Below are 13,698 nucleotides of genomic sequence, written 5' to 3'. Positions count from 1 at the left end.
CCTAACTATTGAAGAATTTTAATTTTTACGGTTCTTTGCCCCCAACGGTACGCATCGCTTTGTGAGGCAAAAAAGACATCAATTTTATTCCCTTTAATACGAGTCCCGGTATCGGCAGCTATCGCATAGCCATACCCCTCCACGTATACTTTTGTCCCTAAAGGAATGACGCTCGGATCGACAGCAATAATTTTTGCCCCCGGGTTTGCATGAAGATCAATCCCCGTTGCTGTTTTTCCGGAACAACCGTTACAGGAAGCAGTATAGGCGGTGGAACTAACATAAAACTCTTTCCCTGTCTCCGTACCGCGGGAAACCAGTTGTGTCATTTCCTTTGTCCCAACTGCGACAATTTTATCTGTTGCATTTTCCATCACATTTTCACTAATTAATGTTTTGGAAACCTCTTGCCCGTTTTCTAAAATAACCTCATATGTCTTTTGCACTTTGCCGGTTTTTCCCTCTTGAACAACTTGCTGTTTCCCGGATTCTAAGTTGCTGTCCTTTTGTGTAACGGTAGCAAACTCAAGTGGTTCTTCCACTACATCGGTGACCTTTTCAACCCTGACGATGTTTATAGGAACATTTTCCCCAATCATTTGATCTAAACCTGGTTCAACACGATCAAGTTCATTTAGTTTAATTCCTTGTTGTTCTAAAAAGTCAGCGACCGTAGTCGAAGTAGACCATACCGTCCGCTCTTCTCCTCCATCGTTTACGACAACTTGAAAAGCTGTATCTAAATTAATTATTAAACCTTGTTTTATTTTCGCTTCGAGCGGAATACTTAATTGATCCTGTTCTTTAATAGCAATTTCACTTTCTGCCAAAAACTCCTTCACCGTTTTTGTTGTAGTCCATACCTTCTTCTCTTCTCCATTAAGTTTTAATATCACCATACATGCAGGTTTCCAAACAATTTGCATATTGTCTTTTACTTTTGCATTGACAGATGGTGATAGATAGTCTTGTTTTTTGTAATTGATTTTTAATTCACCTAATAACTCATGAACCGTTTCTGCATGTGTCTTTATCTCTTTCTTATTGCCGTTTAACGTCAAGGAAACATTTTTCTTCGTTCCTTGGTAAATGAAAAGACCTGTTAGTGAGGCGATGACTAAGAAACTAGCAATTAAAATCAATGCTTTATTTCTTCTAAAAATGTTGGTGTACAGGTCCTTCATTTTCGTAAATTTCATGCATGAACCTCCTTTTCTGGGGTGCGTACCTTACAAGAGAATTAATTTGAGAAGGGATGGCTACTACTATATAAATCTATGTTCCACATTATTGCATATATTCCTACTTTCAAAAAGAAAATCTTATCGACACAGTTTTTCTTTTTGATAGGGGATTGTGGCAAATTTGATGAAAATTTGTCTAACCCCCTTTGCTTTTGTCACTCTATGCCGAAAAGTAATTTCGCATTTTTCGTTGTTGCTTCTGCCAATTCTTTAAAAGAAATCCCTTTTATATCAGCAATTTGCTCGGCTACTAGTTTTACATATGCCGGCTCATTTCTTTTTCCTCTGTATGGATGTGGAGCCAAATACGGGCAATCCGTTTCAATTAAAATTCGGTCAAGCGGAATCTCTTTCGCCACTGCTTTTGGCCTTTTTGCATTTTTGAATGTAACCGGACCACCTAATGAAATGTAAAAATTCATTTTTATACATTCTTTTGCCGTCTCTACGCTACCGCTAAAGCAGTGCATAATCCCGCCAATTTCTTCCGCATGCTCTTCTTTTAAAATTGTAACCGTATCTTCCATGGCATCCCTCGTATGGATTACGATTGGAAGACGTAATTTTTTCGCCAAACGGATTTGTTTCCGAAATAATCTTTGCTGAACATCTTTTGGTGATTTATCCCAGTGATAATCAAGGCCAATTTCTCCATAAGCAACGATTTTGGGATGTTTGCATAATTGTTCAATCCATTGTAAATCTTCCTCGGTGCAATCGACAGCATCAACCGGATGCCAGCCGATACACCCATATATATGGTCATATTTCTCAACTAGTTCCATTGTTCTTTCAATCGTTGGGCGATCGAAGCCAACAACAACAATATCGGAAACACCAACATTGCCGGCTCTTTCAATCACTTCTTCCAAATCATCTGTAAAATCAGCTGCATTTAAATGAGCATGTGTATCAAACAACATCGTTAATTCTCCTTTAATATATTGGATGGCCTATAATCAAGAACCATCAATTCCATTATTTCTCAGCAAATCAGCAGGGTCATGTATTAAAGAAGAATGAAGTCCTTTTTTGTCCGTTATAACCTTAACATAGAATTGTTTCAAATATGTAACAGATTCTTTTTAATTTAGGCACAAAGGGATTTCATTCCGACCCTTATCCAAGTATCTCCGTTAAGTAAAAAAAATAAAAAACCTTTCAAAAAAAGGATTATACCGCTGTTTTCGGGGAGTTTTTGTTCTTTGGACTGTCAAAATCAGGAATAAATATAACCCCCAAGTAAGGAGTTGTGTATATACAAAAAATTCCTTATTTTACAGGTGAAGAGGTTATAAATGTTCCAAACGTTTTCTTTTCTATTGTAAACATTTTTGCTAAAATTAAGTTATTGGTTAAAGAATTTAAATTGGGGGAATGATCTACCATGCTTTTGATTTTTGGTAAGTTTATCTTGTTTTATTTGTTAGGTACAATTGCATTCGCCCTCTATAAAGTAATGTACTACAGTATCAGCAAAAAATTGATTACAAAAACGGTTGAGGGTACAAAACTATATTGGGCTTTGAATCTCTTTGTTAAAGACGGGAAAAAACTGGATGATAGTGATTACTTTACTATAGCTGTTTTTGCGGTTTTATGTACGATTTATTTATAAAAGGCTCCTAGAATATTTCCAGGAGCCTTTTTTATTTCGTGGGATATCCATTATTTTCACAGAAGTTTTTAATCTTCTCATGTTTTTTTGAAAACTTTTTGCATGCTTCTTTGATCCCATATGTATAAATGTCTTCTAAAAACTTTTTAGCAACACCAGCCAATCCCAAAGCTGTTAATACAGCAATTAGATCTTGCAGTGAAATATATACAAGCCAAGGTAACGCAGGCGCAATCATAGGTTTGATTTGTTTATCGCCTTTTATCGGAATTTGTTTCCCACTCTCTAAAAATTTCACTTGTTCTACTGGTAAGTTTTCAAAAAATATCGCCATATTTGTTACCTGTTCTACAGAAAAACCAATTTGGAGTGCTTTTTGACGGTCTACAGAATACGTAAAATCATTATTAAGTTTCAATGCTTCTTTTACAAACTTTTTCGCTTTTTCTATGTCTTTTTCATCAACATTTTGCACGACATTGCTAACTTCTTGATGATTAATCAAACTTTCTGTTGAATTTTTTGCCTGAGCTGTAGCCGCTGGCATAGTTAGTACTACTGAGGTTAGGAGTGCAAACACTGAAAGAATAATTATCACCCTAGCCTTCATACTTTTCATACCAAAAACAACCACCTATAGTTTATTCTATTTACAAGTTATATATTAACATATAAACCAACTATAAGCAAGTATTTTTTTGATAATTTTATAAATTTAGTTTTCTTATATAATAAAAGATTAGTATAAGTATTGTTTCGGTATTGTTTCAGTATTGTTTCGGTATTGTTTCGGTATTGTTTCAATATTTTTTTAATATAGTTTTAATTTTCGTTTTTGGTCCGTAAATTCCGTTTATATTGCACGCACATCAGCTGAAATTGTCTACTTAATCTTCTTTCTTCCGTCCGTAATAGCTATTTATGCCGTTATTATTTGTCCCTGTATCCGGGAAATAAAAAGTACAGCCAGTGCGCACCTCCTATACTTCGGAAAACCGTCACTTCTCAACGACTTGTTTGCCTTAAAAATGCCAGAAGAGAGGATGTGGGAAGAATTTTGTTGCTTGTTGTTGCCTGCTTCATTAATAGCCCCACTATTGCCAATGCCTTTACTTTATTTTGTCCATATATTCTATCCATTTCGATACCAAGTTTCTTTTGCAGTGCTTTAAAGCCTTGTATCGACTTATTGGAATACGATCCTTCGCAGTGAGAAAGCTGAACATCCACTCGTCAAATATGCTACGGTATAGAAAAACTTTGAATTTTTCCCTTGAATTAACATCGCACGAAGAGAAAGTGAAAGTTTTTTAGAGAGGGGGAAGTTAGTTTTTCAGTCGCTGGCACTCTGATTTATATAATAAAACTAACTCAAAGTTAATTACTTGTATTTTATACTATATTATAATGATAAGAAGGCGACCCCACTTACGTCATCTCACTTAAGTCAAAAAAAAACTGCCCGAGTATTATCATTCCCCAAAAAAGCGGGGACATGAATTGTTCAAAAGTTCAGGCAGCTTTTTTATAAATTATATTTTTTTTACGATTACTTCACTATCGCACCAATTGGTAGTTTTTCATCAACGGTTGCCAAGGAAAGAATACCGTCTTTTTCACCGGCTAAAATCATTCCTTGTGATAATTCGCCACGTAATTTCACCGGTTTTAAATTCGTAATACAAATGACTTTTTTGCCAACCAGATCTTCCGGTTTGTAAAATTCAGCGATTCCTGAAACCACTTGCCGTTTCTCATAGCCTAAATCAAGTTGCAGTTTCAGTAATTTATTTGCCTTTTTCACCGGTTCACAAGCAATAACTTTTGCCACACGGAGATCTATTTTTGCAAAATCATCAATCGTAATTTCCGGTAAAGTTTCCGGTTTTTCTGCCTCTTCCTGCTTCGATGCTGCCCCTTTCATTTGCTCCTGAATATACGCTACTTCTTTGGCATGCTCCAAACGCGGGAAGATTGGTTCAGCTTTTTTCACCTTTGTACCTGCCGGAATTTGACCGAACTCTTTTAAGCTATCCCAAGATTGTAAATGTTCATCTTGAATGTTCAATTGGGCAAACATTTTCTTCGGTGCCTGCGTAATGAATGGTTGTAATAAAACCGCAACTCTACGCAATGTTTCAGCCAGGTGAGCCAGCACACTTTTTAGTTCTTCCTGTTTTGTTTCATCTTTTGCTAACTTCCATGGCATCGTTTCATCAATAAATTTATTGGCGCGACCAATCATTTGCCAAACAGATGATAGAGCAACGGAGAATTCCATATTTTCCATCGCTTCTTCATAATTCCGAATTCCGTCGATGTTGGCTTGTAATAATGACTTTTCAAATTCAGTCGTTGAACCTTGATAGGCAGGAATCGTCCCGTCAAAGTATTGCGAGATCATCGCAATTGTCCGATTCAATAGATTTCCGAGATCATTTGCCAAATCATAATTTATACGATTAATAAAGTCTTCCGGTGTAAATACGCCGTCACTGCCGAAACTGACTTCACGCATTAAATAATAGCGTACGGCATCTAGTCCGTAACGATCCACTAACATATCCGGATAAACAACATTCCCTTTTGATTTTGACATTTTTCCATCTTTCATTAATAACCAACCGTGGCCAAATACCTTTTTCGGAAGCGGTAATCCCAGTGCCATTAACATGATCGGCCAATAAATCGTATGGAAACGGACAATTTCTTTCCCCACCATATGAACATCTGCCGGCCAATATTTTTTAAAGTTAGAATCATCATCAGAGCCATACCCAAGAGCGGTAATATAGTTTGCTAACGCATCAATCCACACATAGACAACATGTTTCGGGTTACTTTTTACCGGAATTCCCCACTTGAATGATGTCCGGGAAACAGCTAAATCTTCTAAACCGGGTTTAATAAAGTTATTAATCATTTCATTTTTTCTAGAAGCCGGTTGAATAAAATCAGGGTGCTCTTCATAATATTGTAATAGACGATCGGCATACTTACTCATTTTAAAGAAATAGGACTCTTCTTTGACAAGTTCTACTTCATGACCACTCGGAGCCTTTCCGCCAATGACTTTGCCGTTTTCATCCCGGTAAACTTCAGCTAATTGTGTTTCGGTAAAATATTCTTCATCCGAAACCGAATACCACCCTTCATATTCCCCCAAGTAGATATCTCCTTGGGCTAAAAGTTGTTCAAAAATTTGTTGAACCGCTTTTACATGCTCCTCATCCGTTGTTCGAATAAATTTTGTGTTCGAAATATCCAAGCGTTTCCATAAATCTTGCATATCTTTTGCCATTCCGTCTACGTATGCTTGCGGTGTGATCCCTAATTCATTAGCTTTCTTTTCAATCTTTTGTCCATGTTCATCTGAACCGGTTAAATAAAATACATCATATCCCCGCATCCGTTTATAGCGTGCCACGACATCACAAGCAATCGTTGAGTAGGCATTTCCAATATGTAATTTGCCGCTCGGGTAATAAATAGGTGTTGTAATATAAAATGTTTTCTTTTCAGCCATTATGTATCTCCTCACTTCTTGAAATAAAGAAAAGCGCAAGTACTGTTTTCATAGCTTCTCTTTTGGAACCCGGACAACCAGATAATCAAACCTTGTCCAAAGTTTTTGACCAGTATTTTATATTTTCTAATACTGTAAAGAAAACGCCCTCAGGTTGCGGCCGAGAGCTAAATAAAATTTTATCATTGGTATTTAAGATGAATGATAATCTTATCTTAACCGCTTATATGAAAAAAATATACATAAAAAACGGAAAAAGTGCAACTAATCGTTAATTCTCATATATATTTGTTTGCTATTGAGCATATATAGTCATAACAAAAGCAAGATGGTAAAAAAACTGTTGCTTCCATTCTATCATATAACAGCCTTTTTATTGACGCTATTTACAAGGATTGGTAAAATTATAGGAAATAGGGTACATTGCAGAAAATTTATTGGAAAATGATAAGTGACTACTTTTCGAGAGGGGAAATATTATGAAATCGACAGGGATTGTTAGAAAGGTTGATGAACTGGGTCGTGTTGTCATTCCAATCGAATTACGTCGGACGTTAGGTATTAGTGAAAATGATTCATTAGAAATCTATGTTGAGAATGATAATATCGTTCTGAAAAAATATAAACCCAATAAGACCTGTATGATAACAGGTGAAATCTCAGATGAAAATCATGTGTTGGCCGACGGTAAAATTGTTTTAAGTCGAAACGGTGCAGAAAAATTGATTAACGAAATTAAACGTTCATTTGAATTAGATAAATAGATAGGGAAAAATTTTGGCGTCCGAGACTTTTGGCAACTCGTGATGCGAAATCAACAAAAATATAAAATTTTTTGGGCTGTGATATCCCAACTGTGCCTATAATTAACAAAACTTCCTTCTCAGTCGAATTCGCATCCTTTTCTGAAAATTATTGTTTAAAGAAAACTCGGCGACTGCCGAGCCTTTAGGCGATGGCAAAGCCGCAAGAGCACTTATACTTAATTCTTAAAATTTCCCACTACGTCGAATTCGCTTCTTTGCTGGAAATTTATACTTTCTTAACGTATAAACTAAAAGGGCCCGGTAAAATCGCCCTTTTTTCTGTCCCTCATTTCCTCTCTTTTTAACATGTCATTCCATGAAATTGTTTCTGTCACTCTTCTCCACCTTTTTTACATGGTATAAATGATAAACATCCCTTTTCTGCAACCCGCGATCTTTTGCTGCTTTTTTTATTGCTTCTTTGGACGGGTCCCCCAAATTTATGTAATAGTCTACATGTTCAATAACATCCATTGAATGCCAAAATATATCTTCCTGTGAGTTTGTGCCTGTTTCCGGGTTTCCTTCAACAACAATACAAAACTCACCACGTATTTCATTCTTGTTTACCCAATCAACCAGTTCTGCAAGAGAACCACGAATAAACTCCTCATACTTTTTTGTAAGTTCCCGACAAATAGCCGCTTGTCTTTTCCCAAAAACTTCATACAATGCTTGAACGGTTTCTGTTAACCGATGGGGTGCCTCATAAAAAATAAGTGTTGCATCCATAGCTTTTAATTTTTTTAATTCATCGTCCCGCTCCTTTTTCTTTCTCGATAAAAAGCCATAAAAATAAAAGGGTTGAGGACGAATTCCGGAAGCGGTTAAGGCGGTTAATGCAGCATTGGCCCCCGGTATGGAGACAACCGGTATTCCTTTGTTCACGGCTTGATGGACCAATTCATAACCCGGGTCCGAAATAGCCGGCATTCCTGCATCACTAACCAAAGCGACCGTTTTCCCTTCCAGTAATTGCTCAATGAGGTACTTACCGCTCGACTCTTTATTATGCTCATGATAGCTTGTTAAATTTGTTGGAATGTCAAAATAATTCATTAATTTCTTTGTGTTCCTCGTATCTTCCGCTGCGATTAAGTCGACTTCTTTCAAAATGCGAATGGCTCGAAAGGTCATATCTTCCAAATTTCCAATAGGGGTCGGAACAATATATAATATTCCTTTATCCTTAAGAAAACTTTTTTGTATGTTCACTTGTACAAAACTCCTTCAAAAACGCCTCTTTTTTCTTTCTTGTCAGCTTTTTAAACCGATACTCCGCTTTCATTGCTTCACTTTTTGACCAAAAACATTCAGAATAAATAAGTTTGACCGGTGTCCGGCCCCGGGTATATTTTGCCCCTTTTCCGGCATTATGTTGTTCAATCCGCCGTTCTAAATCAACAGAATAGCCTCCGTAAAAGCTGCCGTCTGCACATTGTAAAACATAAAAATAAAATTTATTTGTCTCCATATAGAATTTTTTTCACTTCTTCCGTATAATCGCCGTTATTTTGATAAACAAACAATGGTGGGAGAATTTTCAAACTTGGTTTTCCATCCTTTATCCCCTCAATTAAAATGGTGTTTGCTTCTTTACCTGATTTTGGATAAACGAATTGCAACCGTTTTGGCTCCAACTTATATTTTTTCATCCATTCCAAAATTTCCAAAAGACGATCCGGCCGATGAACAAAAGCGGCTTTTCCTCCGGGTTTCACAAGTTGGCTGCTCACTTTCACAACATCTTCTAATGTGCAATATAATTCGTGTCTTGCAATAGCAAAATATTCACTTTCATTGATAATTGTCCGCTCCGTTACAGGAAAGTAAGGGGGATTACAAGTGACGACATCAAATTGGTTGTAACCTAATTTCCCGGGCATCTCTTTCAAATCACCATGAATGATTTGAATTTTATGATCGAGCTTGTTATATTCTATGCTTCTTTTTGCCATATCATATAATCTTTCTTGAATTTCTACCCCTGTAATATTTGCCTTTGTTCTCGTGCTTATCAAAAGGGGAATAACACCGTTTCCTGTGCAAAGGTCGATAATATTCCCTTTTTGGATAGGCAAATAAGCAAATTTCGCCAATAATACCGCATCTAAAGAGAAGGCAAATACCGACGGGCTTTGAATAATCCGTAAATCTTCAGCCAGCAAATAATCGAGACGCTCATCTTCACGTAAAAAAACCATGCAGTCCTCCAAAAATATGTTTATTAAGCTGTTTTCGTACTTTTTTTGCCGTCTCTAGCAGAAAATGCCATTGACGATATTCAAATCGTTTTGCTATCATCGCTTCCCTTGTGGAGCTAAATAATCCAACGTTTTTAACCAGTATTTTTCTTCTTTCTACCCTATGAAAAAACCTTCCTTGATTCGGGAAGGCGAAGTTACTACTTTTTATTTAAAAATGATAAACAGAACATGCAATCTCCTTCTTTTCTTAAACTGCCAAATTGTAAATTACATATATGGAATCCTTCATTATACAATCTGGCCAAGTTATCATAACCTTCTCCAATATCCAAGGAGTTTTTTCGATCGGTTTGGTTCTTTTGATTTTCTTCTTTTTCTTGGTTCGCCTCTTTTTGAAAGGCAATTTCTTCCATCCGTTTCCGTAAATGCTCATTTTCTAGTTTCAGCGAGTGATTTTCTTCGATGATTTGAGCCAAATTTTGTTTTAATTCACCTAACTGTTTATATAGTTCCCCGATCCTCTGCTCCATGTTTGACACCGAATCAAACAACTCTTTTTTATTCATTTGGTTCCACCTCGTCAATCCGCGGCTTTAGAAGAAATTACACCTTCTTCAATCATTTCATCCAACGTATATTCAATGACCTTATTTTGCTCCATCAATTCAATTTGAATCACTTGCTCTACCAAATTCAAACCGACCACTTTACCGTTGCCGTGGGAAGTATAAATAAATTCTCCTAAATCCGGTAATTGTTCTTTTGCATTTTCATAGTCATCATTTTCATACTTTAAGCAACACATAAGCCTTCCGCATAAGCCGGAGATCTTCGTTGGATTCAACGATAAATTTTGATCTTTTGCCATTTTAATTGAAACCGGATCGAAGTCACCTAAAAATGTTGAACAGCATAGCATCCTTCCGCACGGTCCAATTCCACCAAGCATTTTTGCCTCATCACGAACACCAATCTGCCTAAGTTCAATCCTCGTTTTAAAAATAGCGGCTAAATCTTTCACAAGTTCACGAAAATCTACTCGACCTTCTGCAGTGAAATAAAAGATAATTTTATTACGATCAAATGTATATTCCACATCAACAAGTTTCATCTCAAGCGAATGCTCCGATATCTTTTGCATACAAATATTGAAAGCTTCCTTTGCCGCACTCCGGTTTTCCTCAACTTGGAGATAATCTTTTTCATCGGCAACACGGAGAACTTTTTTTAAAGGCAGAACAACATCGTCTTCATCAACAAGTTTATTCGCAATCACAACATTTCCAAATTCAATTCCTCTTGCTGTTTCGACAACGACAAACTGACCTCTTTCAATGACAATCCCATCCGGGTCAAAGAAATAGATTTTTCCCGCCTTCTTAAAGCGAACACCAACAACATTATACAAAAGCTGATCCCTCCTATAACTTAATCATCAGCTGCTCCATTAACAGTAATCCATTGACATTAGATTGTAATCTCCTTTTTGCGTCCAAAATAAGGGAGATTTGTTCTGTTAACCGATTACCGGATACCTTAAGCGCATTCTTTTGCCATTCAGCGTAATAATCCGGATAGACAACTTCTGTCACTTTTTCTAACTGTATATATAGTAAATCTTTATAGATAAAGAGTAACATGTCCAGACCGACATCGATCTGCTCCCTTGATTTAAACAGCGGCAACCAGTCTGTCTGCAAAAACAGGAGCGTATCCATAATCGTTTGTTTCGTCTTGATTTCATATAATTTTAACACTAAATCTCTGGCTTGTAAAAACCATTGGTCTTCATTCATTTGTAATGCTTCGTCCAGACTGTTTGTTAAATTGGCAAGTAAAGGAGCACGATCCTTCTTAACCCCGTGATTGATTAACGCTTTAATGAGTTCCGGTTTCGGTAATGGATAAAAAGTAATATGTTGGCATCTGGAAAAAATAGTCGGTAATATTTTTTGTATTTGTTCGGTTACTAAAATGGCTGTTGTATTTTGTCCGGGCTCTTCCAGAAATTTTAGTAAGCTATTGGCTGCATTTGTCGTCATTTTATCAGCATGAATAATCATATAAAATTTTCGATTCGACTCTACCGCTTTTTTTGAAAATTCCTGTTGTAAAAAATATATTTGTTCTTTTTTAATTGAATTCCCGTCAGGCTCGACCAAATGGATGTCTGGGTGATTCCCGTGATTGATTCGCTTACATTGGGGGCAGTTTTCACATGGTTTATATCCTTCAAAGGACTGTTCACAAAATAAAGCTTTTGCGAGTAATAAGCCGATTTCTTTTTTTCCCGTCCCTTTCATCCCTTCAAAAAGGTAAGCATGAGCGATCCGATTTTTTATTATTATTTGTTTGAGCATCTTCATGACGGTTGGTTGGTATTTTTCTAATTCATCCCAAGTCCTTACATTTAAATCACTCATATTTTTCCCTCTTACATTTTTTATGTGGTGCAGTTATTTTTAAAAAATATTTTTTAAGTATATCAAGTAATCGGTTGGAGCTGGATTTACTTGTCAATTCATCATGTATATAAATTGACAATTAATCCTTTTATTTCCCCGATAATACTTAAAATTTTTATATTTTCCGTTTCCTTTGTTAAAATTTCATCGGTTAACTCGATAATTTTTTTATCTATTTTTTCAATGATTTGCAAAATGCGACTTTGACCTCCGCTGTCCCACGTATTTGATTTCTTTAATCCGATTCCTAAATTGACCGCTTCTTTAATAAAATTTTGGATCAAATTTTTATATTTGGTTAAATCTCGAAAGTTTCGCGATTTTGCTAAACGATCTCCGGCTTTCTCGATTTCTGATAGTAGCGCATGGAGATTTCCTGATTGTAATTTTTCATTCTGCATTTTTATTAGTTCTTGAAAGTTTATGCTTCCTTGCCCTTGAAACTTTATATCTTTTTGAAGCGACTCCGGTGAAAGATGAAGATTTTGATTAACTTTCAAATTGATTCCCCCTTACAAACGACCCCAAAACGTATTGCCTTCAAAAGGAGGTCACGTACTCAAAATAGAATGAAAGCAACCGGACCCCCGATTGCCTGATTTTTAATACTGGAAAAATTGTTCAACAGGTAAAACAAATACTGTCGCACCGCCAACTTCTACTTCAACCGGATAAGGAATATACGAATCAGCATTCCCTCCCATCGGTGAAACAGGCGCAACTAATTGATCTCTTGATCTGCAGTTATCCTTAATAATTTGCAGGGCTTTATCAACTCGAATATCTTCCGTACCGATAATAAATGTCGTATTACCCGATTTTAAAAATCCACCCGTTGTCGCCAATTTTGTCACCCGAAAATTATGATCCATTAATGCATTTAATAAACGATTACTATCTTGGTCTTGGACGACTGCCAATATTAGTTTCAACTTAATCCCCCCTTGCCTAAAATTCCGGCTGATTCTTACTTCCATTATACCAATAACACATGAAAGAAATAAATATTCTGTTTCCATTTTTACTGTTTCCAGTTATTCCAAAATTGGGCATTAGCCTTAATTATAATTTATGTTTAGAATCCGTTTCTGTTAAAAAATATTTTCCACCGGGATTGTTATCTTTTTACTAACAGTGAAAGAATTAATTTTTTTGCCTCTGTTTTAACCTCTTCAATCGGTCGATCGGCCATAACTTTCTTAATCCTGTCGGGAAACCGATCTAATAATTGCAAATATCCTTCTCTCACCATTTTATGAAACTCCATTGTTTCTAAATCAAGTCGATTCATTTCCCCTTGACGATGTTTTTGAATTCGTTCCAAGCCGATTTTCGGTTCTATATCAAAGTAAATTGTTAAATCAGGCATCGTATTTTCAATGGCAAAACGATTAATCTTCAAAACTTCATCAATGCCAATTTTCCTTGCGAAACCTTGATATACAATTGAAGCATCAATGAATCGATCACATAAAACAATATTTCCTTTTTCTAATGCAGGAATGATTTTTTCTATTAAATGTTGTCTCCTTGCAGCAGCATAAAGTAACGCCTCTGTCCTCGGGTCCATTTCCGTATGTTTTTTATCTAAAATGATTTGCCGAATTTTTTCAGCAATGGGGCTTCCACCGGGTTCTCTTGTCTGCACAATAGGATAACCTTCAGCCGCCAATTCTTCCGCAATTATATTTAAAACAGTTGTCTTTCCTGCACCATCAGGACCTTCAACTGTGATGAACGTACCCTTTACCATATGACTCCTCCACCTATAAAACAAACTATGTTTATATTAATAATTCAAGTATACATCAATAAGGGCAAACATCAATTTT

General features: G+C 36.2%; 15 protein-coding genes. 2 read left to right on the top strand and 13 right to left on the bottom strand.

Features of this window, described 5'->3' with window-relative positions; translation table 11 throughout:
• Positions 1-5: 5 nt before the first annotated feature.
• Both NSQ14_RS00230 and NSQ14_RS00225 read right to left on the bottom strand, forming a co-directional pair.
• Positions 6-1,199: a G5 and 3D domain-containing protein gene (locus NSQ14_RS00230; protein WP_251241831.1), complete on the bottom strand. Its 1,194-nt coding sequence runs from the start codon at positions 1,197-1,199 to the stop codon at positions 6-8.
• 200 nt (positions 1,200-1,399) lie between these two features.
• Positions 1,400-2,167 (bottom strand): TatD family hydrolase, encoded by a 768-nt coding sequence (locus tag NSQ14_RS00225; protein ID WP_034766838.1) that lies wholly within the window; start codon positions 2,165-2,167, stop codon positions 1,400-1,402.
• Between the two features lie 464 nt (positions 2,168-2,631).
• Between NSQ14_RS00225 and NSQ14_RS00220 the strand changes: the two genes are divergently transcribed.
• Entirely contained in the window at positions 2,632-2,862 is a 231-nt protein-coding gene (locus NSQ14_RS00220; RefSeq protein WP_034766836.1) for a hypothetical protein, read from the top strand.
• A 31-nt stretch (positions 2,863-2,893) separates the two neighbouring features.
• Here the strand turns inward: NSQ14_RS00220 and NSQ14_RS00215 are convergent, their stop codons facing one another.
• Positions 2,894-3,481 carry a hypothetical protein gene (locus tag NSQ14_RS00215; RefSeq protein WP_034766834.1) on the bottom strand — a complete coding sequence of 196 codons (588 nt, stop codon included), beginning with the start codon at positions 3,479-3,481 and terminating at the stop codon, positions 2,894-2,896.
• A 930-nt stretch (positions 3,482-4,411) separates the two neighbouring features.
• A complete protein-coding gene (metG, locus tag NSQ14_RS00210) occupies positions 4,412-6,388 on the bottom strand; it encodes a methionine--tRNA ligase (RefSeq protein WP_346216743.1) in 1,977 nt (658 codons plus the stop codon).
• A gap of 479 nt (positions 6,389-6,867) precedes the next feature.
• On the opposite strand from metG, the gene NSQ14_RS00205 reads away from it, so the two are divergent.
• Entirely contained in the window at positions 6,868-7,152 is a 285-nt protein-coding gene (locus tag NSQ14_RS00205; protein ID WP_034766814.1) for an AbrB/MazE/SpoVT family DNA-binding domain-containing protein, read from the top strand.
• A 351-nt stretch (positions 7,153-7,503) separates the two neighbouring features.
• Here NSQ14_RS00205 and rsmI read toward each other — a convergent pair whose 3' ends face one another.
• The 9 genes from rsmI to tmk all read right to left on the bottom strand — a co-directional run bounded on the left by rsmI (position 7,504) and on the right by tmk (position 13,619).
• Entirely contained in the window at positions 7,504-8,409 is a 906-nt protein-coding gene (rsmI, locus tag NSQ14_RS00200; RefSeq protein WP_051988935.1) for a 16S rRNA (cytidine(1402)-2'-O)-methyltransferase, read from the bottom strand.
• Positions 8,384-8,668: a GIY-YIG nuclease family protein gene (locus tag NSQ14_RS00195; protein ID WP_034766811.1), complete on the bottom strand. Its 285-nt coding sequence runs from the start codon at positions 8,666-8,668 to the stop codon at positions 8,384-8,386. Before NSQ14_RS00195 ends, rsmI begins: the two co-directional genes overlap by 26 nt.
• Positions 8,655-9,398 carry a tRNA1(Val) (adenine(37)-N6)-methyltransferase gene (locus tag NSQ14_RS00190; protein WP_034766809.1) on the bottom strand — a complete coding sequence of 248 codons (744 nt, stop codon included), beginning with the start codon at positions 9,396-9,398 and terminating at the stop codon, positions 8,655-8,657. The genes NSQ14_RS00195 and NSQ14_RS00190 overlap by 14 nt, the downstream gene beginning before the upstream one ends.
• A 200-nt stretch (positions 9,399-9,598) precedes the next feature.
• Positions 9,599-9,967 (bottom strand): DNA replication initiation control protein YabA, encoded by a 369-nt coding sequence (gene yabA / locus NSQ14_RS00185; RefSeq protein WP_034766807.1) that lies wholly within the window; start codon positions 9,965-9,967, stop codon positions 9,599-9,601.
• A gap of 14 nt (positions 9,968-9,981) precedes the next feature.
• The gene (locus NSQ14_RS00180) at positions 9,982-10,809 is read right to left on the bottom strand and encodes a PSP1 domain-containing protein (RefSeq protein WP_034766805.1); all 828 of its coding nucleotides are present in this window, start codon (positions 10,807-10,809) and stop codon (positions 9,982-9,984) included.
• A 13-nt stretch (positions 10,810-10,822) separates the two neighbouring features.
• Positions 10,823-11,824 carry a DNA polymerase III subunit delta' gene (gene holB / locus NSQ14_RS00175; protein ID WP_346216741.1) on the bottom strand — a complete coding sequence of 334 codons (1,002 nt, stop codon included), beginning with the start codon at positions 11,822-11,824 and terminating at the stop codon, positions 10,823-10,825.
• Positions 11,825-11,925: 101 nt separating this feature from the next.
• Positions 11,926-12,366: a YaaR family protein gene (locus NSQ14_RS00170; RefSeq protein WP_034766801.1), complete on the bottom strand. Its 441-nt coding sequence runs from the start codon at positions 12,364-12,366 to the stop codon at positions 11,926-11,928.
• 102 nt (positions 12,367-12,468) lie between these two features.
• Positions 12,469-12,798: a cyclic-di-AMP receptor gene (locus NSQ14_RS00165; RefSeq protein ID WP_034766826.1), complete on the bottom strand. Its 330-nt coding sequence runs from the start codon at positions 12,796-12,798 to the stop codon at positions 12,469-12,471.
• Positions 12,799-12,983: 185 nt separating this feature from the next.
• Positions 12,984-13,619: a dTMP kinase gene (gene tmk / locus NSQ14_RS00160; RefSeq protein WP_108897179.1), complete on the bottom strand. Its 636-nt coding sequence runs from the start codon at positions 13,617-13,619 to the stop codon at positions 12,984-12,986.
• Between the last annotated feature and the right edge of the window lie 79 nt (positions 13,620-13,698).

The sequence above is a fragment of the Caldifermentibacillus hisashii genome (genome assembly GCF_039654145.1).
GTDB lineage: Bacteria > Bacillota > Bacilli > Bacillales > Caldibacillaceae > Caldifermentibacillus > Caldifermentibacillus hisashii.
Note: the sequence above shows the minus strand (reverse complement) of the source record. Positions and strands in the feature narration are given on the sequence as shown.